Origin of the sequence: Caballeronia humi (assembly GCF_001544475.1) — a bacterium.
GTDB classification, from domain to species: domain Bacteria; phylum Pseudomonadota; class Gammaproteobacteria; order Burkholderiales; family Burkholderiaceae; genus Caballeronia; species Caballeronia humi.
Map to the genome: position 1 here is coordinate 496,307 of NZ_FCNW02000001.1, position 24,391 is coordinate 520,697.

The window sequence follows — 24,391 nt, forward strand, 5'->3', positions numbered from 1 at the left end:
GTTCTCCAATATATATGTAGGTCTTGTCGTTGCTGGGGTTATATAAGGCCGCGAAGGGCCGGCGCCGGACGGACGATTAGTCCAGCGGCCAGATTTCGCGGCTTGCTGCTCTTACTGCCTGAGCCGATTCGAGCGCGAGGGCATCCTCGGCGCGCTGACGGCAAAGCGGGTAATCGAGATTGCGAACGCGCGCCTTGATGCCGGGCACCGACACCGGATCGACCGACAATTCCGTCACGCCGAGGCCGACCAGCAGTGGCACCGCGACCGGATCGCCGCCGAGCGCACCGCACACGCCGACCCACTTGCCGTGCTTCGCCGCACCCTGCACCGCCGCCTTGATGAGGCGCAACACGGCCGGGTGCAGGCCGTCGGACTGGGCGGCGAGGTCGGGCTGGCAGCGGTCCATCGCGAGCGTGTACTGCGTCAGATCGTTCGTGCCGATCGAGAGGAAATCGGCGTGTTGCGCCAGTTGGTCCGCGAGCAGCGCCGCTGACGGCACTTCGATCATCACGCCGACTTCGATCGCATCCGTCCGGCCGATTTCGCGAGCCAGTTCGTCGATACGCTTTCTGAGACGCACGAGTTCGCCCGAATCCGTGACCATCGGCAGGAGAATGCGCACCGTGCCGAACGGCTGCACGGCGATCAGGCCGCGCAACTGGTCGTCGAGGAGATCGGGGCGCACTTGCGCGAGACGAATGCCGCGCAAACCGAGCGCCGGGTTCGTCTCGGGCGGCAGCGTCAGGTAATCGACTTCCTTGTCCGCGCCCACGTCGAGCGTGCGGATGATCGCCGTGCGGCCCTTCAGTGCATCGACGATGCCCTGGTAGCTGTCCTTGTGCTCGTCCTTCGTCGGCGCCGAGGCGCGGTGGATGAAGAGCAGCTCCGTCCGCAGCAAGCCGACCGAATCGGCCCCGTTTTCGACGGCGGTCCGCGCGTCGTCGAGCGTCGCGATGTTCGCGGCGACCTCGATCGCGCGGCCATCGCTCGTCGTCGCCGCTTGTTGCGACGTGCGGCGGTTCGCCTCCCGCACGCCCGCGAGACGCTGGCGTTCGAACCGCGCGCGTTCGACATCGAGCGCGGTCGGCGCGTGTTCGAGCCGTCCCGCCGATGCATCGACCACCACTTGCGTGCCTTCCGGCACGGCATGCAGCGCATCGCCGACGGCGACAAGCGCGGGAATGCCGATCTGGCGCGCGATGATCGCCGCGTGCGAGGTCGCGCCGCCGCGCGCCATGACGAGCGCGGTGACGCGCGTGCGGTCGAGCGACGAGAGATCGGACGGCGTGAATTCGTCGGCGGCGAGGACGGCTTCGTCCGGCAGCTCGCGCGCCGACGTGTTCTTGTAGCCGAGCGCGCGCAGCACGCGCTTTTCGATGTCGCGCAAGTCGGCGGCGCGTTCAGCGAGCAGCGCGTCCTCGATTTTCGACAACAACGCGATCTGCGCGCGGATCGCCTCGCGCCACGCGAAACCGGCGCTCTTGCCGAGGCTGATCAGGTCGCGTGCGGCATCGACGAGCGTCGGGTCTTCCAGCAGCACGCGATGCACCGCGAAAATCCCCGCCTCGCCGACCGCGCCGCGTTGCGACGCGGTGCGCACGGTTTCGTCGAGTTCGGCATCGATGGCGGTGATCGCGCGGTCGAGCGCATGGCTTTCCGCCGACGACGAGCCGCTCGCCTGCTCGGGCGGTGTGATCTCCTGGTCGTCCCAGCGCACGAGCGTGCCGACCGCGATGCCGGGCGACGCGCACACGCCCGCGAGCGTGTTCGGGTCGAGCGGCCGGCCGGACGGCGGCGTCGCGGGAACTGGCGCGGGCGACTTGGCGCGCGCCGGCGTCTCTTCGACTTCGCCGTGCGCCGCGCGCAGCAATTCGTTCGCGACGGCTTCAACCGCCTGCGACGCCTGCGCGCCGATACCGAGCAACTCGATCGTCGCGCCTTCTCCCGCGCCGAGGCTGAGCAATCCGACGACGCTTTCGATCGGCGCCTTGCGGCCTTCGAAGCGCACTTCCACTTTGGCGTCGAAGCCGCGCGCAGCTTCGCGAGCGCGGGCCGCCGGCCGCGCATGCAGGCCGCCCGCATGGGCGAGCGTCACGTTGCGGCGGGCTTCATCGGTGAAATTGGCGTCGCTGCGGGCGGCATCGGCTTTTGCGCCGTCTTTCGCGCGCAGCACGAGCAGACGTCCTTCACCCGCTCTCAGCACGCCGCGCCCCGCCCGCTCGACGACTTCGAACGCGTCGCTGTTCGCCACCGCGATCACCGAGACGAGGCTCGGCGCATGGCGCGCGACAAAATCCGCGTCGAATTCGATCAGCGCCTGACCCGCGCGCACCGTCGCGCCCTGCTCGATCTTCGGCGTGAAGCCCTTGCCGCCCAGCTCGACCGTGTCGATACCGATATGCAACAGGATTTCCGCACCTTCGGCCGTGCGCAGCGTGACGGCGTGATTGGTGCGCGCGAGATGCGTGATCGTGCCGTCGCACGGCGCAACGAGCACGCCATCGAGCGGATCGATGCCGATGCCGTCGCCGAACATGCCCTCGGCGAACACGGGATCGGGCACGTCGGCGAGCGGCACGACGGGACCGGTGAACGGCGCGAGCAGGACGAAGCTGCTGGCGGTTTGGCTGGAATGATTCAACAGGGACTCCTCGGCACGGCGCATCGGATGACTCGCTCAGTGAGTTTCGGTGACTTTGTTCAGGTGGCGCGGCGCGTCGGGATTGCGCCCGCGCGCGGCGGCCAGACCTGCGGCCATCACGTAGAAGGAAAGAATGGCGGCGATCGGATCGAGCGCCGGGTGGTCGGTCGGGGCCAGCGGCAGGTCGGCTTCGGCGATATCTTCTGGCGCCGCGAGCAGCACGCGCGCGCCGCGAGCGCGCATGTCGCGCGCAAGCTGGATCAGGCCCTCTTGCTCGGGTCCGCGCGGCGCGAACACGAGCAGCGGATAGTCACGGTCGATGATTTCCATCGGGCCGTGACGCACTTCGGCGCTCGAAAACGCTTCGGCCTGGATACCCGAGGTTTCCTTGAGCTTCAACGCCGCTTCCTGCGCGATCGCGAGCCCGAGTCCGCGTCCGATCACGATCATGCGATCGACGCCCTTCAGTTCATCGACGGCTTTCGACCAGTCGAGCTTGCCCGCCCGGCGCAGCGCGTCGGGCAGCGTTTTGAGCGCATTGAGCAGTTCGGCGTCGCGCTGGACGTGCGCGATGACGATCGCCGAGAGCGACAGCATCGCGATATAGCTTTTCGTTGCGGCGACGCTCAGTTCGGCGCCCGCGAGCAGCGGCAGGTGCCATTCGCAGGCATCGGCGAGCGGCGAATTCGGCGCGTTGACGGCGGCGACAGTGAACGCGCCCGCCTGGCGCAGCGCCTGCATCGTGCCTACGAGATCGGGGCTCTTGCCCGACTGCGAGAACGCGACGGCCAGTTGCCCGGCGACGCGCAGCGGCGCCTGCTGGAGCGTCGCGACCGACATCGGCAGCGACGCGACCGGCACACCGATGCGGCTCATCGTGAGGCTCGCGAAGTAGCTCGCGGCGTGATCGGAACTGCCACGCGCGACCGTCAGTGCGACGTGGCGCGGGACTTCGGCGAGCTTGACGGCGAGCGCCTCGATGGACGCGGTATCGGCGAGCTGGGCGGCGACCACATCGGCGGACGCCAGCGCCTCGTTAAGCATATTCGACAATCGATTCTCCTTCGACGTAAGTGGCCGTCAGCGCGAGGTCGCGATCGATGACGACAAGGTCGGCCCACGCGCCGCGTGCGATGCGCCCGCGGTCTTCGAGTCCGAGGTAATCGGCGGCGAAACGCGACAGCCGGTTCGAGACGTCCGCCATCGGCAAGCCGAGCGAGACGAGGTTGCGCAACGCCTGATCCATCGTGAGGGTGCTGCCGGCGAGCGTGCCGTCGGCGAGACGCACGCCGCCCATGCACTTCGTGACGTGCTGGCTGCCGAGGCGGTATTCGCCGTCGGGCATGCCGGACGCCGACGTGCTGTCGGTGACGACGTAGAGATGCGGGATCGCGCGCAACGCCGCGCGAATCGCGCCCGGATGAACGTGCAGCAGGTCGGGGATCAGCTCCGCGTACTCGGCGTGCGCGAGCGCGGCGCCGACCATGCCGGGATCGCGGTGATGCAGCGGCGACATCGCGTTGAACAGATGCGTGAAGCCGCACGCGCCGTGCTTGAGCGCGGCGACGGCGTCGTCGTAGGTGCCGAGCGAGTGGCCCAGTTGCACGCGCACGCCGCGCGCCGCCATCTCCGCGATGATGTCGAGATGCCCGGCGATTTCCGGCGCGATCGTGACGACGCGGATCGGCGCGAGTGACAGGTACTTCAGGACTTCATCGCGCACGGCGACGGCGGCGGCGTCCGGCTGCGCGCCGAGCTTGCCGGGATTGATGTACGGGCCTTCGAGATGCACGCCGAGCATGCGCGCGCCACCCGTCGCGCGGGTTTTGGCTTGCTCGCCCAAGCCCGCGACGACGTCCATCAGTTCGTCGCGCGGCGCGGTCATCGTTGTGGCGAGGAGACTCGTCGTGCCGTGCTGGGCGTGAAGGCGCGCGACGGTCTGCGCGGCGTCGCCGCCTTCCATGATGTCGCGCCCGCCGCCGCCGTGCACGTGCAGGTCGATGAAACCCGGCAGGATGTACGGCGCATCGTTCATCGATGGATCGGCGCGCTCGCCTTCGAGCGCCGTCACGCGGCCGTTCTCGAAGCGGATCGAGCCGAGGATCCAGCCGGCGGTGGTAAGTATGTTTCCTTTGAGCATGAAGTTCTCTGTGAAACGGGATGCATGGTGAGGCTGAAAACCGGTCGCGCCTTGCTGCGAGCAGGCTGACCAACTGCGTCCGGCGTCTTTGTCCTCTCGTTTTTCTTGGCTGGTGTTGCGCGCCTGTACCGGCGCTATCGATGAAGCTCCGCGACGAAGTCGTAGTAGTCGTCGCGGCAATAGGTGTCCGTCAGTTCGATCGCGCGCTGGTCCGACGAATAGCCGATACGCGTAATCACGAGCAGCGCGGCGCGCGGCGCGATGCCCATCAGCCGCGCGATCTCGGCGCCCGCATTGACCGCGCGAAAGTGCTGGAGCGCGCGTACTACCGACGTGCCGCGCTCCTCCAGATAGCGATACAGCGACGCGCCGATCGCAAGCGGCTGCGGCACAACCGACGCCGGCAATGTGGAATGCTCGACCGCCATGACAATGCCGTCCGCGCGGCGCAACCGTCGCAAACTCGCGACGCCAGCTCCCGGCGACAAACCCAGTTGCACCATTTCGTCGCGGCTCGCGGTGCGCACTTCGCGCGCGAGCCAGACCGAATCGGGTTTGAAGCCGCGCTGCTCCATCTTCTTCGTGAATCCGGTAAGCCGCGAGAGCGGATCTTCGACGCGCGGCGTGATGAAACTGCCCGCGCCGCGCACCCGGCGAATCAGCCCTTGCTCGACAAGCAGCGCAATCGCGTTGCGCGCCGTGATCCGCGAAACGCCGACGCCCTCCGACAAACTCCGCTCCGACGGCAGCGCTTCACCCGCGGACCAGGCGCCCGCGTGAATCGCGGTGGCGAGACGGGCGGCGAGCTGCAAGTACAGCGGGGTGCTGTTTTGCGCGTCGGGGGCCAAGTCTCGCCAGCGATCGTCCATCAGAAAGCTCCGGTCTTTTTGCGTTAAGGCGAGCCCATTATATAACCAAAATAATACCAGTCAATTTTGTGATTTTTAGTCTTTATGACGACGTTTTTATCATAATAATCAATATCTTATAAGATATTCTTAGGTGCTGACATACGTTCTTTGCGGATCAGGATTTACCCCAATCCGTAGCCCAGTCGTTAGCGAGTGGTCCGCCTCAATCGCAACAATATGCAAATCGGCCGTCAAGACGCACGATCGTGCATTTCATGGGGCACAATGCGTGGAGTTACTTAGGATCGGGAAATGAAAATCCCAGACCGATCAACGAGAGAACGAGGGAATGATGACTGGTCCAGATCTCATTCGGACGGCCGAAGCAATTCGGAACTTCAATCACTTCTACGCGCGCCACGCGGGTGGACTTCAGGAACGTATTCGCAGCAGCAAATTCTCGACGAACGAGGTGCGCCTGCTTCACGCGCTCGCGATCGGCGGCGCGCAGACATCGGCGACGGTCGCGCGTCAGCTCAATCTCGACACCGGCTATTTGAGCCGGCTGCTCACGCGCTTCGAAAGCCGCGGCTATATCACGCGCCGGGTCGACACCCGGGATTCGCGTCGGCACTTCATCATCCTGACGTCGGCAGGACGCGCCACGTTCGACGCGATCGATTCGAATGGAATCGGCGAGATGTCGGTGGCGTTGCGTGGCTTCACACGCTGCGAACGCGCGCAGCTCACGTCGTCGATGGCGGATATCGCGCGGCTGCTCTCGCCGCCCGTCGATTGCGCGCGGCTGCATCTGCGAGGCGCGCGGCGCGGCGACTTCGGGTGGATCGTCGAGCGTTGCGCGCAGCTCGATCCCGCCGATCACGCTCGATCACCTTACGAGGCGCATGCGGTCGAAATCGTCGCGCGGGTGTTCGGCATGGGTCAGGCCAGCGCGCCGCGCGCGTCGTGCTGGATCGCCGAGCAGGAGAACGGAGCGCGGGTCGGTGCGGCGGTCGTCATCGCGGCGTCGGGCAGCGAGGCGCGTATCGAACTGCTGTTCGTCGAGCCGGGGGCGAGGCGGCGCGGGCTCGGGCAAAGACTCGTCGATGCGTGCTCGGCCTTTGCGTCGGAGGCGGGATTCGAGCGGCTGACGTGCTGCATCGAGGAATCGCGGGGGGATCTGCATCGGCTCGCCGAGCAGACGTGCTTCGCCTTGCGTGAGCGCGTGGCGGCGGGAAGTGTGTGGCAGCGGTCGGTGGCTGCGCAATATGCTTGATGGCGCCTCGTGAATCTCCAACGGTAAAAAGCCATTGCACGCAAATTGGAATGGCTTTTGTCTTCGAAGGCGGGAACGTGTTCTTCGTTGGTTCGGAAATGCTGCCGGGCTTCACGGAACGGTAGTCTAAGGCGCAGGCGGCGTTCACGATCCGCCGCGCTCTTTAACGCTAGCCGTCCGGCTGACTGCAACCGCGCGGCGACGCGCTTAGAATCGGCAAGCCAGCCAAGCACCGTGCCGCTGCCGCGCCGTTGCGCGCCGAGCATCGCGCAGCCGAACGTGATGCTGCTTACAAGCAGCACAGCGGTTCGCGGTGGCGTTAGGGATTGGCTTGGGAAGAAGAGAGAAAAGTCTGCTACAGGCTCAGTCGAGCAGCAGCTTCAGATCGTGAACCCACGTCTGGACGCCTTGACCGTCGCGGGCGAAAAGGCGTAGCTTGCCTTGCGGATCGAAGACATAGCTCGCGGCGGTGTGGTCCATCGTGTAGTCGCCGGGGGTTTTGCCGGGCGCCTTCGCGTAGTACACGCGCAGCTCCTTCGAGAGCTTGGCGAGTTGCGCATCGTCGGCGGGACGCAAGCCGATGAACGACGGATTGAACGCAGTCACGTATTGCGCGAGCAGTTCGGGTGTGTCGCGCGCGGGATCGACGGTGACCATCAGCACCCGCACGCGCTTGCCGTCGGGGCCGAGTTGCTGCACGGCTTGTGAGAGCTCGGCGAGCGTCGTCGGGCAGACGTCCGGGCAGTGCGTATAGCCGAAGAAAAGGACGACCGCGCGGCCTTTGAAATCGTCGAGCGTGCGGGTCTTGCCCGACGTATCCGGCAGCGAGAAGTTGCTGCCGAACTGCGTGTTGCCAGTGATGTCGAGGTTCTTGAACTCGGGCGCCTTGTTGCACCCGGCGACGAGCGCGACGAGGGCACCACCCGCCAGCGCGAGCGCGAGCCGCGCGAAAGTCCTGCGAGCGGGATTGATCATGCGCCGATCACCGTGCGCACGTAATGATCGACGAGCAGCGCGCCGAACAGCAGCGACAAATACACGATCGAATAGCGGAAGGTCTTGCGGGCGAGTGCATCGGAATAGTCGCGATAGATCTTCCACGCGTAGCCGAGGAAGATCGCGCCGAGCACGATCGCCGACGCCAGGTAGATCACGCCGCTCATGCCGGAGATGAACGGCATCATCGTGACGGCGAAGAGGATTACTGTGTAGAGGAAGATGTGCAGCCGCGTGTATTGCTCGCCGTGGGTGTTTGGCAGCATTGGCAGGCCGGCGTTCTCGTAATCCTTGCGGCGGTAAAGTGCGAGCGCCCAGAAATGCGGCGGCGTCCACACGAAGATGATCAGCACGAGAATCCACGCGTCGCCGGGCACCGCGCCCGTGACGGCCGCCCAGCCGAGCGCCGGCGGCATCGCGCCCGACGCCCCGCCGATCACGATGTTCTGCGGCGTGTAGGGTTTGAGGAGCAACGTATAGACCACCGCATAGCCGACGAAGGTCGCGACGGTGAGCCACATCGTCAGCGGATTGGTGAACGTGTAGAGCGTCGCCATGCCGGCGCCGCCGAGCACCGCCGAGAACAGCAGGATCTGCGTAGTCGTGATCTCGCCGCGCGCCGACGGACGCCACGACGTGCGCCGCATCATCGCATCGACTTTTTGCTCGACGAGACAGTTGATCGCGAAGGCCGCGCCCGCCAGCAGCCAGATGCCGACCGTGCCGCCGATCAGCACCTTCCACGGGACCATGCCGGGCGTCGAAAGGAACATGCCGATGACCGCGCAGAACACCGCGAGTTGCGTCACACGCGGTTTCGTCAGCGCGAGATATTGCGAGACGCGGTTACCGGAGGGGGAAGTTATTGTCGTGCTTTCCATGATTTGGATTCACGCTGAAACGACGTCGCGCGCGGGAAGCAAGGCGCGGCCGGGACGGCTGGAAGAGAGTCGAAAGTTTAGCATAACGAGCAGCAATATCAGGATGGCTGCACCACCGTTGTGCGCCACTGCAATGGGCAGCGGCCATTGCAGGACGATGTTCGAAAGCCCCGTCAGGAACTGGATGACGATCAGCAGCAGCACGCCGTTCGCGGGCGTGCGCAGCGATTCGAAGCGGCGCAGCTTGAGCGCGAGCCACAGCATGTAAAGCACGACGACGACCGCGAATGTCCGGTGCGTCCAGTGGATCGCGACGAGCGCATCCTGCGAGATCACCTCGCCATCGCCCGTCATGCCGAGCGCGCGCCACAGGTGAAAGCCGTGCTCGAAGTTCATCGGCGGAACCCATTGGCCGTTGCAGAGCGGAAAGTCCGTGCACGCGAGCACCGCGTAGTTCGTGCTGACCCAGCCGCCGAGCGCGATCTGCACGACGAGCAGCGCGAGCCCGAACACCGCTGCGGGCAGCCAGCGCGCGGCCGCGGGTTCGTGGACCGGAATCGGCGTCTGGCGCGCGGCGAGCCAGCCGAGCGCGCCGAGCAGCGCGAGCCCGAGCAACAGATGCAGCGTGACGATCACCGGCTGCAGCTTCATCGTGACGGTCCACGCGCCGAACGCGCCCTGCACGCAGATCAGGAGCAGGATGCCGGTCGGCCACCACGGCGACACATGCAGCGGCCGCCGCTTCCAGCGCGCCGTCCACGCGATCACGACCTGCGCGATGATCAGCACGCCGATCGCCATCGCGAAATAGCGGTGCAGCATCTCGATCCACGCCTTCACCATGCTGACGGGGCCGCTTGGCATCGCCTGATGTGCGGCCGTGATCGCCGCGTGCGCGATAAACGGCGACGACGTGCCATAGCAGCCCGGCCAGTCCGGACAGCCGAGGCCGGAATCGGTGAGACGCGTAAATCCGCCGAACATGATGAGATCGAGCGTCAGAAACGTCGTCAGCCAGACGAGTTTGCGGAATTTGTTGTCGTCGGCCTTGACCCAGACATACGACAGCGGTAATAGCGCGACACAGAGCCCGATCAGGCCGAGTTGCAGAACGAACATTCTTCAGAATCCTCAACCGATCCGCGACCACTTCAGCAGCTTCGCCAAATCGGCCTTGATCTTCGACGGTTCGGGATTCTTAGGGAAGCGCATCATCAGGTTGCCGTTCGGATCGACGAGAAAGATGTGGTCGGTGAGTTGCGTGTCGTCGGAGGTTGGCAGCCATTTCGAGACTGCGCCCTGATTTGCGACAAGCATTCGCGTATCAGGCTGCGGATAAGCCGTTTTGATCACGTCCGAGACGGGTTTGTCGTCCGTGCGCAGCCAGACGTTCACCACGCGCTCGCGCTCGGGCCCCTGCAACGCGCGCACCTGACGCATGAAGTAGAGACGCGTCGCGCATGCCTCGTTGCAGTCGCTGCCGTTGACGATCACCATCAGCCACTTGCCGCGCATCGCGGTGAGCGGCATCGGCTGGCCTTTTTCGTCGGTGACCATCAGTTCGCCGGGAATCGGGCGCTGCGGTTCGACCAGCACGCCATAGCTCGACGTGCCACCGGCCGGCTTGAAGACGTAGTACATCAGGTAGGAAGCGATCACCGGCGCCGCGCAGACGAGCGCCAGAAACAGGAGCATCCAGCGGCCCTTGTTCCACGAACCTTTCGGCGTGGTCTGCTGGTGCTGCGCGCGTGCCTTGCTGATGGCGGACGGCGAAGGGCGTGGGGTTTGCATCGACAAAACGTGACCTCTATTCGATTGCGCCGCGCGGTCTTCGCTCGTCGAAGACGCGTGGCTCGGATTCATGCTCAGACGTGACTCGTACGGTTGTCCGGGTCTTCAGGATTCGAGTCCGGGTCAGCGTCTTTTTTTGCGGCGCGGCGCGCGGCGTACAGTCCGAACGCGAGCGCGGCGGCCGCCATGCCCCACCACTGGAACATGTAGCCGTAATTGCGCTCGACGCCGAGCGTCGGTGCCGGCCAGTCGCGCACGAGTTTGTCGCCGGTGTCGTTCAGTTGCTGGATCACGAACGGCTGCAGCGGCAAGCCGGTTTCAGCCGCGTAGGCCGAAACGTCGAGATTCTGCCGAATCTGCTGACGCGCCGCCGATCCGCCGCTGCCCAACTCGTAAGCCTGCGACGGATTCGCGCGCGCCACGCCTTCGATTTCTATCTCGCCTTTCGGCGTCTCGTACGGCTCGATGCCGGTACGATCCGCCAGATTGCGCGGCAGCCATCCGCGATTCACGAGCACATAGCCACCATTGACGAGTTTAAACGGCATTACGACGTAAAAGCCCGGCTGGTCGTTATAAGGCCGATTATCGAGATAAACGACCCGTTCCGGCAAAAATTCCCCCCGCGCGAGCACGCGATGAAACTCGATGTCCTTCAGCGGCAGCGGCGCCACGCCGATGCGTCGCGCGGGCGCATTCTCGAACGCGACGATCCGCGCGTTCAGCGCTTCTTTCTGATGCGCGCGGTCGCGCTGCCAGAAGCCGAGCTTCATTGTGACTGCTACCACGATCAGGATCAGCAGCGCGGGCCAGAAACGGACCTTCAGGAACCTCATACCGGCGATCCGCCCCGCGCGACGCGGCACGTTGCCTGCGGTGCGATAATCGATTGATCTAACTTCTTACGCCAATCGCTGGCGGGTTTCATGCATATCTTCGTTGCCATCGCATTCATCCTTATCATCGGCAGCCTCGGCTCGGCGCTGTACTTCATGATGACCGACAAGGGCAAGACCAAACGGATGGTGTGGTCGCTTGCCATGCGCGTCGGTTTGTCCATCTCGCTCTTCCTGTTCATCCTGTTCGCGCACTGGATGGGCTGGATTCAATCGACCGGCATTCCGCTCGGACGCTGACGCGGCAGGAAGGTTCGGTTTGCCTCTGCTCAGGCGACGCTTTGGTGCGGCATAACGGCGCGCTTTCGCGCTCATTCCACGCCTCGGAAAACAAAAACGCCGCCCGTGAAAGTCGAGGGCGGCGCTTCTTGACTCAACTATGCGGGCGGCGCGTATCGCGACCGTCCGCCGGTGCGAACGCTTACAGCCAGTACACGACGATGTACAAGCCCAGCCACACGACGTCCACAAAGTGCCAGTACCACGCGGCGCCTTCGAACGCGAAGTGATGCTCCGCCGTGAAGTGCCCGCGTATTAGCCGTACCATCACCACCGCCAGCATCGTGCCGCCGAGGAACACGTGGAAACCGTGGAAGCCAGTGAGCAGGAAGAACGTCGAGCCGTACACGCCGGATGCGAGCGTCAGGTTCAGTTCGTTATACGCGTGGAAATATTCGTAGCCCTGGCAAAACAGGAAGATCAGGCCGAGCAGCACGGTCGCTGCAAGCCAGATGATCGCCTTGTGACGATGGTTCTCGCGCAGCGCATGGTGCGCCACCGTCAGCGTCGCGCCGGAGCTCAGCAGGAGCGCGGTGTTGATCGTCGGCAGCGGCCAGGGCGTCATCGCACGGAAGTGGCCGACGAGTGCAGCGGGGCCGGTATTCGGCCAGACGGCGGAAAAATCCGGCCAGATCAGCTTGTAGTCGAGGCTCCCGAGCTCGTGCATCGCGATCGCGCGGGCGTAGAACAGCGCGCCGAAGAACGCTGCGAAAAACATCACTTCGGAGAAGATGAACCAGCTCATGCTCCACCGGTACGACGTGTCGACGCGCTTGCCGTACATGCCGCCTTCCGATTCGGAGATCGCGTCGCCGAACCAGTGCCATAGCACGAACAGCACGAACAGGACACCGAGTAACGTCGTGAACGGCGCCCAGCTATGGCCGTTGACCCACTGCGCCAGCGATCCGAGCGCGACCAGCAGGCCGACGGCCGCCATGATCGGATGCCGTGACGGGTGCGGCACAAAGTAGTACGGGCTATCGTTTTGACCGCTCATTTTTCATTCTCCACTTCGATCCAGTTGCTTGATTTCTTCGGCCCCCGACCGCGCTGTGCTCGCTGCCGCGCCGGCCTGCCACTTGATTTGTCTATCCCACCACCGCTCGCACCACCAGCAGCAGCACGCCGATGAACAGCGCCGCGCCAATCACCGCCGCCACGATCAGATGCAGCGGATTCAGCTGCGCTGCATCGCTTTCGAGGTCGGCCCGGCGCCGCACACCGAAAAACGACCAGAACACCGCCTTCAACAACTTCAGGATGCTTGTCTTCTGCACGGGCTTGCCGGGCTTTTGTGCTTCGACCATCGTCTCTTCCTTGCTGTGCCTCACGGCTTACCTTCAAGGCTGTCAGGCCCCGCCGCCGCCCTTCGCCACCGATTTCGGCGCCGCCAGCTCGAAGAACGTGTACGACAGCGTGATCGTCTTCACATCCTTCGGCAGCTTCGGATCGACGACGAACACCACCGGCATGCGCTTCGTCTCGTTCGCGGCGAGCGTCTGCTGCGTGAAGCAAAAGCATTCGATCTTCTTGAAGTACTCGGTGGCCTCTTTCGGCGCGTAGCTCGGAATGGCCTGCGCCTGAACCGTGCGCCCCTGCTCGTTGGTCACTTGGTACATCACCGTCATCACTTCGCCGGGGTGCACATCGAGACTGCTTTGCTCCGGCTTGAACTGCAGCGGGCCGCGCGCGTTCGCATCGAATTCGATCGAAATCGTGCGGCTCGCGTCGACCTGCGTATTCTTCGCCTCGCGCGCGGTTGCGTCGCGCTGCACGAGGTTGTTGATGCCGGTGATCGAACAGATCGCGCGATACATCGGCACCAGCGCGAAACCGAACCCAAACATCAGCCCCGCCACGACGACGAGTTTCACGAGCATCGAGCGGTTAAACGCGCGGTCTGACTGTGCTTCTTGCGGACTGGACACGTCGTTGCTCATCCTCTTGACGCCAGATACTGATTCACAACGGCCGCCGCAAAAAAGACGGCGACGATGACGAGCAGGATCAGGCCGAGCCGCTTGTTGCCCGCGCGAATCTGCTCGGGCGAACGTCTTTCTTGAGGATTGCGCGTCATGCTTCGAACTTCTGCTTCCGTTAGGTGTTGCCTGCAAGGCTCCGGCTGGAGCCCTGCAGCACTGCAACTGTCTTGAAATTACTCGACGGTCGGCGGATTTTCGAACGTATGGAACGGCGCCGGGCTCGGCACGGTCCATTCGAGGCCTTCCGCGCCATCCCACGGCTTGTCGCCGGCCTTTTCGAGCTCGCCGCCACCACGGTACGCCGGCAGCGCAACCGCGAACAGGAAGTACACCTGCGCGAGGCCGAAACCGAACGCGCCGATCGTCGCGACCTGGTTGAAGTCGGTGAACTGCGCCGGGTAGTCAGCATAGCGGCGTGGCATGCCCGCGAGACCCAGAAAGTGCATCGGGAAGAACGTGATGTTGAAGAAGATCATCGACGCCCAGAAGTGGATCTTCCCGCGCGTTTCGTTGTACATCCAGCCCGTCCACTTCGGCGCCCAGTAGTACCAGCCCGAGAACAGCGCGAAGAGCGACCCCGCCACCAGCACATAGTGGAAGTGCGCCACCACGTAATAGGTACCGTGCATCTGGATGTCGAGCGGCGCCATCGACAGGATCAGACCCGTGAAGCCGCCCATCGTGAACACGAACAGGAAGCCGATCGCGAAGATCATCGGCGTTTCGAACGAGAGCGAACCGCGCCACATCGTCGCGACCCAGTTGAACACCTTCACGCCCGTAGGCACTGCGATCAGCATCGTCGCGTACATGAAGAAGAGCTGGCCCGTCACCGGCATGCCGGTCGCGAACATGTGGTGTGCCCACACCATGAACGAGAGAATCGCGATCGATGCGGTGGCGTACACCATCGAGCTATAGCCGAACAGCGGCTTGCGCGCGAACGCGGGAATCACCTGCGACACGATCCCGAACGCCGGCAAGATCATGATGTACACCTCCGGGTGACCGAAGAACCAGAAGATGTGCTGGTACATCACCGGATCGCCGCCGCCCGCCGCGTTGAAGAACGACGTGCCGAAGTGGCGGTCGAACAGCACCATCGTGATGGCGCCGGCGAGAACCGGCATCACCGCGATCAGCAGGTACGCCGTGATCAGCCACGTCCACGCGAACATCGGCATCTTCATGAGCGTCATGCCGGGCGCGCGCATGTTCAGGATCGTCACGACGATGTTGATGCCGCCCATGATCGACGACGCGCCCATGATGTGGACCGCGAAAATCGCGAAGTCCATGCCCGGACCCATCTGCGTGGAGAGCGGTGCGTACAGCGTCCAGCCAGCTGCCGTCGCGCCGCCCGGTGCGAAAAACGATCCGACCAGCAGCACGGCCGCGACCGGCAGCAGCCAGAAGCTGAAGTTGTTCATCCGCGCGAAGGCCATGTCCGACGCGCCGATCTGCAGCGGGATCATCCAGTTCGCGAAGCCGACGAACGCCGGCATGATCGCGCCGAACACCATGATCAGGCCGTGCATGGTGGTCAACTGGTTGAAGAACTCGGGACGCATGATCTGCAGGCCGGGCTCGAACAGCTCGGCGCGAATCATCAGCGCCATCACGCCCCCGGAGAGAAACATGATGAACGAGAACAGCAGGTACAGCGTACCGATGTCCTTGTGGTTGGTGGCGAATAGCCACCGGCGCCAACCATGCGGTGTTGCGTGCGCGTGGTCGTCGTGCGCGTGGTCGTGACCCGCGGCTACATCGTGTCCGATGCTAGACATGACAATCTCCTAAAGCGAATGCTGCGGCACTTGGTGCGGCCCGTCCTTCCCGGACGGACGCGACACGTCAAGCAGCCGGACTGATCTCTACGCGACGGGCTTCTTTCGCATCCGCGCCGCCCGTAATGGTTTCCGGCTTTTTCAAAACGATGCGATCTTCGGCGACGCCCGCTGCCTTCAGCGCATCGCGCACGGCGTGCGCACGATTCTTGGCGAGTTCGGCGTTCTTGTCGGCGGAACCGGTGGCGTCGGTGAAACCCGACAGCGCGAGCTTCGCGTCCGGATGTGCCTTCGCATAAGCGGCGGCCGCTTCAACGGCCGCGGTTGCATCGGCCGGCAGCGTGCTCTTGCCCGTTTCGAAATAGATGCTTGCCGGGAGGCCGCCAGCTTGTGCGGCTTCCGCGCCCGAAGCAGCGGGTGCCGCCGGTGCTGCGCTTGCCGCTTGAGCCGCCGGTGCCGCCGACGCTTCAGCCGCCGGAGCCGCTGCCGCGAGATGGTCGCCGCCGGCCGGCATCTTGCCGTTGCGGGCATCGGCGACCTGCTTCGGCTGCAGGAGATCGGCAGTCTTGTTGCCCCACGAATTGCGTTCGAACGTGACGACCGACGCGATTTCGACGTCGTTCAGCGCCGTGGCCCACGGCGGCATCGCGCCCTTGCCGTGCAGCACGATGTTGACGTGCTCGGCGATCGGACCGTTGGCGATCTTGCTGCCGTCGAGCGCCGGGAACGCCCCCGCGCCCTTGCCGTTCGGCTGGTGGCAGACCGCGCAGTTCGATGCGTAGACCTTCTCGCCGCGCGCCTTCAGTTCGTCCATCGTGTACGTCTTGTTCGGATCGTCCGATGCCGCGGCGAGCTTCTTCTTCTGGTTGTCGACCCATTTCGCGTAGTCGTCGGCGGAGAGCACTTCGACGACCACCGGCATGTACGCATGCTCCTTGCCGCAGAGCTCCGTACAGAAGCCGCGGAACGTGCCGACCTTCTCGGCCTTGAACCACGTATCGCGCACGAAGCCGGGAATCGCGTCCTGCTTCACGCCGAACGCGGGCACGTACCACGAGTGCACGACGTCGTTCGCGGTGGTGATGATGCGGATCTTCTTGTCGACGGGGACCACGAGCGGGTTGTCGACTTCCTGCAGATAGAGATTCGAGATCGGCGTCTGGCCGTTCGTTTCACTGCGCGGCGTGGAAAGCGTCGAGTAGAAGTTGATGCCTTCGCCCGGACCCTTTACGTAGTCATAGGCCCACTTCCACTGATAGCCGGTGACCTTGACGGTGAGATCGGCGTTGGTCGTGTCCTTCATGGCGACGACGGCCTTCGTGGCGGGCAGCGCCATCAGCACGACGATCACGAACGGCGCGATCGTCCAGATGATTTCGACGGTGGTGCTTTCGTGGAAATTCGCCGCCTTGTGGCCGCGCGACTTCCGGTGGACGAACATTGAATAGAACATCACGCCGAACACGCCGAGGAAGATCACCGTGCAGATGATCAGCATGAACGTGTGGAGGCCAAAGAGCTCCTCGGCGATCTTCGTCGCGGGCTGCTGGAAGTTGAGCTCGTTGACACGAGGACCGCCAGGAGCGTCGGTGACCGCAAGGGCTGCACCGGCTGCGAGCATTCCGCCTGCCGCCAGCACACCCGAGAGGGCTCGCTTGATTGTTTTCATAGCTTCCTTACCCAAAATTTCCATTCAAACCCTCGACCCCCGTGTGCATCGGCCGCTTGTGCCGCGCGCCTGGCCGCCCTCCCTCAGGCGCCGCGCCTGAGCCACGATTGCAGCTCAGCGGCAAACTGCTTGCGACGATGCTGTGCAAGGTGTAGCCCGATTTCCACCGACTGTCCGCGCGATACGATCGTAAGCGGATCTCTCGGTGCCGCGCCCGTTTCGACCCGCACCCAGCGCGGGTTGAACTCGAACTGCGTCAATTCTTCGGCATTCATCTGTTCGATCAGCAGCCGGTTCTGAAACAGCCGGATGCGCTCGTAGTCGACTGCGTGCCGCGCGTAGATTCCGAACGCGACGGCGACCGCCAATAATTCGATACCGGTGAACGGCAGCACCAGCCAGGCGCCGTTCACGACCAACAGGATTGCGATAGCCAGCGAAAACAGCGCAAGCGAGACGAAAAAGCCCACGAACTGGCGTGGCGACGCGGAGCAGTTTCGCTTCATGAGCCACTCCTTCACGACTGGCTCGGTGTCCGTCAGCAAGGCACTTTGTTCCATCGCCGTCTCCGTCGATCTGCTCGGACTTTGACCAAAATCGTTACCAGCCGGGCGACAAACTGACGCATTATAGGCGCGTTACCGTGCATCCACAAGCAAGGGGCAGAACAGCGCAAAGCCAAGCGCCACAAGCCTCTGCGCCCAATTGACGCAGGTTTTTGCCCGCATTTCCGACGCAAATTTCAGACATAACAGATGCCCTCTTTACCGCGTCACCGATTCTTCTTTGGGCCGCGTCCTATATCTTCCAGCCGCACGATTGAGTGCCCTTCCGCCGTCATTCTCGGCACCGCTTTCCACGCGTGACCGTAGATGACTTCGAACGTCAAAGGGATCGTGCCGTCGTCGCGGCGAAGGGCTTCGAGCGCCTTGTAAACCGCGCCGCGCAAGGCTTCGGCGTCGATCGGGGCTTCTTCGGTCGCGCGCTCGAACGGATACGCGCCCCAGCCGCGAACGTCCTTTATCAGCGATTCGGGCGAGCGGTAGGTGATCGTCAGCACCTCCTGGTCCATCACCGGAATCTCAAAGCCGCTTTCCACTAGCATGTCGCCGAGATCGTGCATGTCGACGAAATCGATCGTGTGCGGCCGCGGCGCGATGCCAAGCGAGCCTTCCGCCGCACGATATGCGCGGCTCAGTTCGCGCAGCGTGTCCGGGCCGAACGTGCTGAACATCAAGAGGCCGCTAACCTTGAGGACGCGCTGCCATTCGGGAAAGACGAGATCGGGACGCGAATGCCAGTGCAGCGCGAGATTCGACCAGAGCAGTTCGAACGCTTCGCCCGCGAACGGCAGCGCGGAGAAATCGGCCTGCGCGAGTTGCGGGCCGCGCGCGCCGAAAGCCTTGCTGAGCGTGGCGGGAAGGAAGCGCCGCCAGCCGGCGTCGGCTTGCGCGTCGGCGCTTTCGGCGAGGTTCGCGCGCGCGAGCATCGCCGGGGAAATGTCGATGCCGATGACGGAGGCTTCCGCGAACCGCTCGCGCAGGCCGGGCAGGTCGGCGCCGGTGCCGCAGGCGGCGTCGAGGACGCGCGTCGGCGTCACCTTGATGTAGTCGAGCCGCTCGCGCATGCGCTCTGCGATCTCGCGCGTCAGGAACGAGACGTCGTCGAACGCGGCGGCGCGGGCGTCGAAAATCTCGCGCAGACGGCGCGGATCATAGGCCGGTCGGCCAGATTTGGCGGATGTTGGGGACATGGCGGTCTGCTCGCGAAGAGTGCGAAGTATACTCGGTCGTCTTGAAAACAGCCCGCGAAAGCCGTGCCGTGCGGGTTTGGCCTGATTCGACGGAGTGTTTCGCATGGATGTCGCCGCATCGTTCGCTCGGGTCGCGGGAACGCGCTTTTATGTGCGTGCGCGGCGTGCGTTCGCGCGGCTTGGTAACTCAGCGCTGCCGAGTCAGTGTGCCTTGTGTGGCAATTTGTCGCAGAGCGTCGTGTGTCCAGGATGCGACGAATCCTATTGGAACGAGCCGCGTCTGAGATGCAGGACGTGCGCGTTGCCGATGCCCGCGTTTCGTCGCGAGGACGATGCGTCAGCGCGAGATTGTGCGACGTGTCTCGACGAACCGCCGTGGTTCAACGCGACGCTCGCGCTCGCCGACTATCGTGCTCCGCTCGACACCCTCGCGCTCGACCTGAAGTTTCGCGCGCGGCTCGGCACCGGCGATGCGTTCGCGCGTCATCTGCAAGCGCGCTTCGAAGACAACGACCTGCCGATGCCCGATGTGATCGCGCCGGTGCCATTGTCGAGGAAACGTCTGATCGCGCGCGGCTACAACCAGGCGTGGGCGATCGCGAAACCTTTGTCGAAGCGCCTCGGCGTGAGAGCCGATCCGATGCTCCTGAAGCGCACGATCGACACCGCGCCGCAATCGAAGCTCGATCTCGATACGCGGCGCCGCAACGTGGGCAACGCGTTCGAGGTGAACAACATCGTGCGCGGTCTGCATGTCGGCATCGTCGATGACGTGATGACCTCCGGCGCCACGCTCGATGCCCTCGCCCGCACGCTCAAACAATCCGGCGCGCGCCGCGTGACGAATTTCGTCGCGTTGCGCACGCCGAAAGACTAACGAAGCACCTTTGACTTTCTGCACATGTTCAACGTCGTTCTGGTCGAACCCGAAATCCCGCCGAACACCGGCAACGTGATCCGCCTCTGCGCGAATACGGGCGCGCGGTTGCATCTGATCGAGCCGCTCGGCTTCCCGCTCGATGACGCCAAAATGCGCCGTGCCGGCCTCGACTATCACGAATACGCGCAGATGCACGTCCACGCGGACTGGGACGCTTTCCTCGCGCAGGAAGCGCCGGACGCGGCGCGCATGTTCGCGTTCACGACGCGCGGCTCGACGCCGTTCTTCGATCACGCGTTCCAGCCCGGCGACTGGTTCGTGTTCGGCGCGGAAACGCGCGGTCTCGCCGATGCGGTTCTGAGCCGCTTTCCGAACGAACAGCGCGTGCGCCTGCCGATGCGGCCGGGCAACCGGAGTTTGAATCTGTCGAATACGGTGGCCGTGGTGACGTTCGAAGCGTGGCGTCAGGCGGGCTTCGAGGGCGGTGCCTGAGCGCAGAGCGCTTCTGCTTCTCTTACTGGAAGCAGGCGATGATCGGCGTCGCTGTGGCGGTCAAACGCTCTTCGGAGGCGGCGCCTGAGCGGCGAGCGCTTCCATATAGCGGTCGAGCATGTCCTGCTGGAAGCAGGCGAAAATCACGCGCTGGATCGACGGCGTCGAAGGAAGCGTTGAGATCACGGTATGGAGAGCGATGCGCACGGCTTCGTCGACCGGGAATCGGTAGATGCCGCAACTGATGGCCGGAAACGCGATCGACTGGCAACGCGCTTCGTCCGCCAGTTCGAGCGATCGTCGGTAGCAGTGTGCGAGCAGCGCCGGTTCGTTCTTCTTGCCGCCGTTCCACTTCGGTCCGACCGCATGAATCACATGTTTCGCGGGTAACTGATACGCGCCGGTGAGTTTCGCGTCGCCGGTTTCGCAGCCGCCGAGCGTTTCGCATTCGTCCTTCAATCCGCGCCCCGCTTCGCGGTGAATCGCGCCATCGACACCGCCACCGCCCAGCAGCGACTTGTTCGCCGCGTTGACGATAGCGTCGACGTGAAGCGTCGTGATATCGACGAGTTGCGCTTCCAGCGTGCAGTGACCGACGGCGGACATCGCGAATCTCCTTTGGAGAAAACCTCGCGCTATTCGGCCTTCGCGTCCCGGCTGAGCAGCGCCTGCACCGCGTTGCGCGGCGTCACGTCTTCAAAGAGCACGCGGCATACCGCATGCGTGATCGGCATCTCGATATTGCGCGATTGAGCGAGCGCCAGCACCGCTCGCGCGCAACGCACGCCTTCGGCGACATGGCCGAGCGCCGCAAGAATCTCCGTGAGCGTGCGGCCGCTCGCGAGTTGCATGCCGACCGTGCGATTGCGGGACAGGTCGCCCGTCGCGGTCAGGATCAAATCGCCCAAGCCGGTCAAACCGGTAAAGGTTTCCGCGCGGCCGCCGAGGGCGACGCCCAGCCGCGACATTTCCGCGAGACCGCGCGTGATCAAAGCGGCGCGCGCGTTCAGACCGAGGCCGAGGCCGTCTGAAATGCCTGTTGCGATTGCCAGGACGTTTTTCACCGCGCCGCCGACTTCGACGCCGATCACATCGTCGCCTGTATAGATGCGCATCGCGCCGTGGTGAAACGCGGCGACGGTGCGCTCGCCGAGCACGGCCGAGGCGCTCGCGACCGTCAGTGCAACAGGCAAGCCCTGCCCGACTTCGCGCGCGAAGCTCGGGCCGGAAAGCGTGCCGCTGCTCGCGTGATCCGGCAATTCGGCCGCGACGACTTCGTTCGGCAGGCACTGGGTATCGGCTTCGAAACCCTTGCAGAGCCACACGATATGCGCCGGAACGATGCCGATATCGCGCATCGACCGGCATAGCGCACGCAACCCGGCCACCGGCGTCGCGACGACGCACAACGCATCTTCCGCCGCCGCGTGGCCCAACGCCGACGCGAGATCCGCGTCGTAACGCAAGGAAGCGGGCAGCGTCACGCCGCGCAGATAGCGCTCGTTTTCGTGCGAAGTGGAAAGCGATTCGACGAGCGCGCGATCGCGCGCCCAGAGTACTGCGTCATGCCGCGTGGCCAGATGGCCCGCGAGTGCGGTGCCCCAGGCACCGGCGCCGAGAACGGCTACTTTCATGCTCGGCTCCGGGTCCGGCGGGTTTGGCTAAGGCAAGCGCGGCGGCGAACGGCGCTCAGTGCGTCGCGCCGTTCGGGGCGTCGGGCGCGCCGGCGAGTTGCGCGATGCGCTGCTCGTAAAGCGCCTGGAAGTTGATTTCCGCGAGGTGGATCGGCGGGAAACCAGCGCGGGTGATGGCGTCCGCGATATTCGAGCGCAGATACGGGAACAGGATGGTCGGGCAGGCGATGCCGACGAGCGGATCGACCTGGTCGGCCGGGATGTTGCGGATATCGAAAATGCCGGCTTGCTTGGCTTCGATCAGGAACGCGACCTTGTCCGTGACCTTCGCGGTGACGGTGCCCGTGACCAGCACTTCGAAGACGCTTTCCGCGAGGCGCTCGGCCTTCACGTCGACTTCGACTTCCACCGACGGCATTTCCTGTTCGAGGAAGATGCCCGGCGAGTTCGGCTGCTCGAGCGACATATCCTTCAGATAAATGCGCTGGATGTTGAAGAACGGCTGGTTGTTGTCGTCAGACATGGTGGATTCCCTTGATTATTTCGAAATCGGCGCCGCGCTTTTATTTGTTGGGCTGCGGCGCCGCCCGCCGCGTGTTTTGCGCGGCAGAATGCTTTAGGCCGATTCGAGCAGCGGCGTCAAGCCGCCCTTGCGATCGAGCGCGGAGAGATCGTCGTAGCCGCCGACATGCGTATCGCCGATATACACCTGCGGCACGGTTCGACGGCCAGTACGCGTCATCATTTCCTCACGCCGGCCGGGCTCGCGATCGATCAGCACCTTTTCGATGCTCTCGACCCCGCGCGACTTTAAAAGACGTTCGGCCATCTGGCAATACGGACACACTTGCGTGCTGTACATGACAACTTTCTTCACTTGACTGCTCCTTGTTTCACGACCGGCATGCCGGCCTTCTGCCAGGCGTCCAGACCGCCCTGCAGAACATGGACTTCGCTGTAGCCGGCCTCGGAAACGGCCTGGCTCGCCTTCTGCGATTGCTGTCCGGTCTGGCACACGAGAATGACCGGATTGCTCTTATTCTTCGCGATCTGGCCGATTTTTGCTTGGAGCTCGCTCATTTCCAGGTTCCGCGCCGACGGCAGATGACCCGCCGCGAATTGCGCAGCGGGACGCAGGTCGACGACCACGGCGTTGCGCCGGTTGATCAGCGTCGTGGCTTCGGCAGCGGAAACGCCGCCGCGCCCGCGCCGGGTGATCGCCGGCCAGAGGAGCAACCCACCGGAGATGAGGGCGATGGCGATGAGTACAAGGTTCGTGTAATCGGTGAAAAACTTCACGGAAGGGCCGCCGAAAGTGGAGAAAGGGAAGAAAGGGAAATCAGGAGAATCGGGGCATTATAAAATAACCGTTTGCCACGATGGCCTCTGCCGTTCAGCCGATGGCGCACAACGCCCGCAGCGAGCAGAATCGAGCTTTCCTGCTTTTACCCCGCTTCCCAACTAACCGACCTATCAGACATGTACAAGCTAGTGCTCATCCGCCACGGCGAATCGACGTGGAACAAGGAAAACCGGTTCACCGGCTGGGTCGACGTCGACCTGACCGAGCAGGGCAACCGCGAAGCGCGCCAGGCAGGCGTGCTGCTGAAGGAAGCCGGTTTCTCGTTCGACATCGCCTACACATCGGTGCTGAAGCGCGCGATCCGCACGCTGTGGCACGTCCAGGACGAAATGGACGAGATGTATCTGCCGGTCGTCCATTCGTGGCGCCTGAACGAACGTCACTACGGCGCGCTCGCTGGCCTCAACAAGGCCGAAACCGCGAAGAAGTACGGCGACGAGCAGGTGCTGGTCTGGCGCCGCAGCTACGACACGCCGCCGCCGGCGCTCGAACCGGACGACGAGCGCACGTCGTTCAACGATCCGCGCTACGCGAAAGTGCCGCGCGAGCAGTTGCCGCTCACCGAGTGCCTGAAGGACACCGTCGCGCGCGTGCTGCCGATCTGGAACGAATCGATTGCGCCGGCCATCAAGTCGGGCAAGCGCGTCGTGATCTCCGCGCACGGCAACTCCATGCGCGCACTGGTCAAGTACCTCGATAACATCTCGGACGACGACATCGTCGGGCTGAACATTCCAAACGGCGTGCCGCTCGTGTATGAACTCGACGCCGACCTGAAGCCGATCAAGCACTACTATCTCGGCGACCAGGAAGCCATCGCTGCGGCGCAGGCCGCGGTCGCCAAGCAGGGCAAGGCGGGCTGAGCGAGGGTTGCCGGTCGGGAGCCCCGCGGCGCGGGGCTCCTGCAATTCCCGTGCGGCCGCATTCGTGGCGACGCGTGCGAACTGGCATCGGCGTATCGCGATCGCCGCCGAAATGCCGAACGGTGGATCGGTCAGCGCCTGGGTGAGCGCTCCCCAAAGAACCGACTCATTTGCAGATCCCGCCGTCGCACAAATGTCCACGCGCCCCGGC

The 24,391-nt window shown here is 64.2% G+C and carries 27 protein-coding genes and 1 pseudogene; 5 read left to right on the forward strand and 23 right to left on the reverse strand.

The window, feature by feature from the left end:
- Positions 1-76 precede the first annotated feature (76 nt).
- From ptsP to AWB65_RS02355, 4 genes are all read right to left on the reverse strand, one after another.
- Positions 77-2,668, reverse strand: coding sequence for a phosphoenolpyruvate--protein phosphotransferase (ptsP, locus tag AWB65_RS02340; RefSeq protein WP_087665580.1), 2,592 nt, complete (start codon positions 2,666-2,668; stop codon positions 77-79).
- Positions 2,669-2,680: 12 nt separating this feature from the next.
- A complete protein-coding gene (locus AWB65_RS02345; RefSeq protein ID WP_087665581.1) occupies positions 2,681-3,688 on the reverse strand; it encodes an SIS domain-containing protein in 1,008 nt (335 codons plus the stop codon).
- Positions 3,681-4,784, reverse strand: a complete 1,104-nt coding sequence (nagA, locus tag AWB65_RS02350; RefSeq protein WP_087665582.1) for an N-acetylglucosamine-6-phosphate deacetylase — start codon at positions 4,782-4,784, stop codon at positions 3,681-3,683. The genes AWB65_RS02345 and nagA overlap by 8 nt, the downstream gene beginning before the upstream one ends.
- Positions 4,785-4,918: 134 nt before the next feature.
- The gene (locus AWB65_RS02355; RefSeq protein WP_087665583.1) at positions 4,919-5,653 is read right to left on the reverse strand and encodes a GntR family transcriptional regulator; all 735 of its coding nucleotides are present in this window, start codon (positions 5,651-5,653) and stop codon (positions 4,919-4,921) included.
- 331 nt (positions 5,654-5,984) lie between these two features.
- On the opposite strand from AWB65_RS02355, the gene AWB65_RS02360 reads away from it, so the two are divergent.
- Complete coding sequence (locus AWB65_RS02360; RefSeq protein ID WP_087665584.1) at positions 5,985-6,911, forward strand: bifunctional helix-turn-helix transcriptional regulator/GNAT family N-acetyltransferase; 927 nt, start codon at positions 5,985-5,987, stop codon at positions 6,909-6,911.
- Positions 6,912-7,126: 215 nt separating this feature from the next.
- Here AWB65_RS02360 and AWB65_RS36810 read toward each other — a convergent pair.
- The 6 genes and pseudogenes from AWB65_RS36810 to AWB65_RS02385 form a co-directional block, all read right to left on the reverse strand.
- Positions 7,127-7,219 (reverse strand): annotated as a pseudogene (locus AWB65_RS36810) (cytochrome o ubiquinol oxidase subunit III); the annotation flags it as partial.
- 55 nt (positions 7,220-7,274) lie between these two features.
- On the reverse strand, positions 7,275-7,886 hold the full coding sequence (locus tag AWB65_RS02365; protein ID WP_087665585.1) for an SCO family protein: 612 nt from the start codon (positions 7,884-7,886) through the stop codon (positions 7,275-7,277).
- Positions 7,883-8,788 carry a heme o synthase gene (gene cyoE, locus AWB65_RS02370; protein ID WP_087665586.1) on the reverse strand — a complete coding sequence of 302 codons (906 nt, stop codon included), beginning with the start codon at positions 8,786-8,788 and terminating at the stop codon, positions 7,883-7,885. Before cyoE ends, AWB65_RS02365 begins: the two co-directional genes overlap by 4 nt.
- Positions 8,789-8,797: 9 nt before the next feature.
- Entirely contained in the window at positions 8,798-9,907 is a 1,110-nt protein-coding gene (locus tag AWB65_RS02375) for a COX15/CtaA family protein (RefSeq protein ID WP_087665587.1), read from the reverse strand.
- A 12-nt stretch (positions 9,908-9,919) separates the two neighbouring features.
- A complete protein-coding gene (locus AWB65_RS02380) occupies positions 9,920-10,585 on the reverse strand; it encodes an SCO family protein (RefSeq protein ID WP_374729727.1) in 666 nt (221 codons plus the stop codon).
- Positions 10,586-10,653: 68 nt separating this feature from the next.
- Positions 10,654-11,406: an SURF1 family protein gene (locus AWB65_RS02385; protein ID WP_087665702.1), complete on the reverse strand. Its 753-nt coding sequence runs from the start codon at positions 11,404-11,406 to the stop codon at positions 10,654-10,656.
- A gap of 99 nt (positions 11,407-11,505) precedes the next feature.
- On the opposite strand from AWB65_RS02385, the gene AWB65_RS02390 reads away from it, so the two are divergent.
- Positions 11,506-11,715, forward strand: a complete 210-nt coding sequence (locus AWB65_RS02390; RefSeq protein ID WP_087655806.1) for a twin transmembrane helix small protein — start codon at positions 11,506-11,508, stop codon at positions 11,713-11,715.
- 181 nt (positions 11,716-11,896) lie between these two features.
- On the opposite strand, the gene AWB65_RS02395 is transcribed toward AWB65_RS02390, so the two are convergent.
- The 8 genes from AWB65_RS02395 to AWB65_RS02430 form a co-directional block, all read right to left on the reverse strand.
- Complete coding sequence (locus tag AWB65_RS02395; RefSeq protein WP_087665588.1) at positions 11,897-12,754, reverse strand: cytochrome c oxidase subunit 3; 858 nt, start codon at positions 12,752-12,754, stop codon at positions 11,897-11,899.
- Between the two features lie 91 nt (positions 12,755-12,845).
- A complete protein-coding gene (locus AWB65_RS02400) occupies positions 12,846-13,064 on the reverse strand; it encodes a DUF2970 domain-containing protein (protein ID WP_087665589.1) in 219 nt (72 codons plus the stop codon).
- Positions 13,065-13,106: 42 nt separating this feature from the next.
- A complete protein-coding gene (locus AWB65_RS02405) occupies positions 13,107-13,697 on the reverse strand; it encodes a cytochrome c oxidase assembly protein (protein ID WP_374729725.1) in 591 nt (196 codons plus the stop codon).
- Complete coding sequence (locus AWB65_RS36615) at positions 13,694-13,834, reverse strand: cytochrome oxidase small assembly protein (RefSeq protein WP_087665590.1); 141 nt, start codon at positions 13,832-13,834, stop codon at positions 13,694-13,696. The genes AWB65_RS02405 and AWB65_RS36615 overlap by 4 nt, the downstream gene beginning before the upstream one ends.
- Positions 13,835-13,912: 78 nt before the next feature.
- Positions 13,913-15,526: a cytochrome c oxidase subunit I gene (ctaD, locus tag AWB65_RS02415; protein ID WP_087665591.1), complete on the reverse strand. Its 1,614-nt coding sequence runs from the start codon at positions 15,524-15,526 to the stop codon at positions 13,913-13,915.
- A 67-nt stretch (positions 15,527-15,593) separates the two neighbouring features.
- A complete protein-coding gene (gene coxB, locus AWB65_RS02420; RefSeq protein ID WP_087665592.1) occupies positions 15,594-17,219 on the reverse strand; it encodes a cytochrome c oxidase subunit II in 1,626 nt (541 codons plus the stop codon).
- 59 nt (positions 17,220-17,278) lie between these two features.
- On the reverse strand, positions 17,279-17,755 hold the full coding sequence (locus tag AWB65_RS02425; protein ID WP_087665593.1) for a DUF2244 domain-containing protein: 477 nt from the start codon (positions 17,753-17,755) through the stop codon (positions 17,279-17,281).
- Between the two features lie 212 nt (positions 17,756-17,967).
- On the reverse strand, positions 17,968-18,948 hold the full coding sequence (locus tag AWB65_RS02430; protein WP_087665594.1) for a methyltransferase domain-containing protein: 981 nt from the start codon (positions 18,946-18,948) through the stop codon (positions 17,968-17,970).
- 103 nt (positions 18,949-19,051) lie between these two features.
- On the opposite strand from AWB65_RS02430, the gene AWB65_RS02435 reads away from it, so the two are divergent.
- Both AWB65_RS02435 and trmL read left to right on the forward strand, forming a co-directional pair.
- Complete coding sequence (locus AWB65_RS02435; protein ID WP_125474060.1) at positions 19,052-19,825, forward strand: ComF family protein; 774 nt, start codon at positions 19,052-19,054, stop codon at positions 19,823-19,825.
- 24 nt (positions 19,826-19,849) lie between these two features.
- Positions 19,850-20,320 carry a tRNA (uridine(34)/cytosine(34)/5-carboxymethylaminomethyluridine(34)-2'-O)-methyltransferase TrmL gene (gene trmL, locus AWB65_RS02440; protein WP_087665595.1) on the forward strand — a complete coding sequence of 157 codons (471 nt, stop codon included), beginning with the start codon at positions 19,850-19,852 and terminating at the stop codon, positions 20,318-20,320.
- Between the two features lie 60 nt (positions 20,321-20,380).
- Here trmL and AWB65_RS02445 read toward each other — a convergent pair whose 3' ends face one another.
- The 5 genes from AWB65_RS02445 to AWB65_RS02465 all read right to left on the reverse strand — a co-directional run bounded on the left by AWB65_RS02445 (position 20,381) and on the right by AWB65_RS02465 (position 23,253).
- Positions 20,381-20,926: an O-acetyl-ADP-ribose deacetylase gene (locus tag AWB65_RS02445; RefSeq protein WP_087665596.1), complete on the reverse strand. Its 546-nt coding sequence runs from the start codon at positions 20,924-20,926 to the stop codon at positions 20,381-20,383.
- A gap of 29 nt (positions 20,927-20,955) precedes the next feature.
- A complete protein-coding gene (locus tag AWB65_RS02450; RefSeq protein ID WP_087665597.1) occupies positions 20,956-21,954 on the reverse strand; it encodes an NAD(P)H-dependent glycerol-3-phosphate dehydrogenase in 999 nt (332 codons plus the stop codon).
- A 55-nt stretch (positions 21,955-22,009) separates the two neighbouring features.
- Complete coding sequence (gene secB, locus AWB65_RS02455) at positions 22,010-22,477, reverse strand: protein-export chaperone SecB (RefSeq protein WP_087655795.1); 468 nt, start codon at positions 22,475-22,477, stop codon at positions 22,010-22,012.
- A 93-nt stretch (positions 22,478-22,570) separates the two neighbouring features.
- A complete protein-coding gene (gene grxC / locus AWB65_RS02460; RefSeq protein ID WP_087655794.1) occupies positions 22,571-22,831 on the reverse strand; it encodes a glutaredoxin 3 in 261 nt (86 codons plus the stop codon).
- Positions 22,828-23,253 carry a rhodanese-like domain-containing protein gene (locus AWB65_RS02465; RefSeq protein WP_087665598.1) on the reverse strand — a complete coding sequence of 142 codons (426 nt, stop codon included), beginning with the start codon at positions 23,251-23,253 and terminating at the stop codon, positions 22,828-22,830. Before AWB65_RS02465 ends, grxC begins: the two co-directional genes overlap by 4 nt.
- Before the next feature lie 180 nt (positions 23,254-23,433).
- On the opposite strand from AWB65_RS02465, the gene gpmA reads away from it, so the two are divergent.
- Positions 23,434-24,180, forward strand: coding sequence for a 2,3-diphosphoglycerate-dependent phosphoglycerate mutase (gpmA, locus tag AWB65_RS02470; RefSeq protein ID WP_087655792.1), 747 nt, complete (start codon positions 23,434-23,436; stop codon positions 24,178-24,180).
- Positions 24,181-24,391 lie beyond the last annotated feature (211 nt).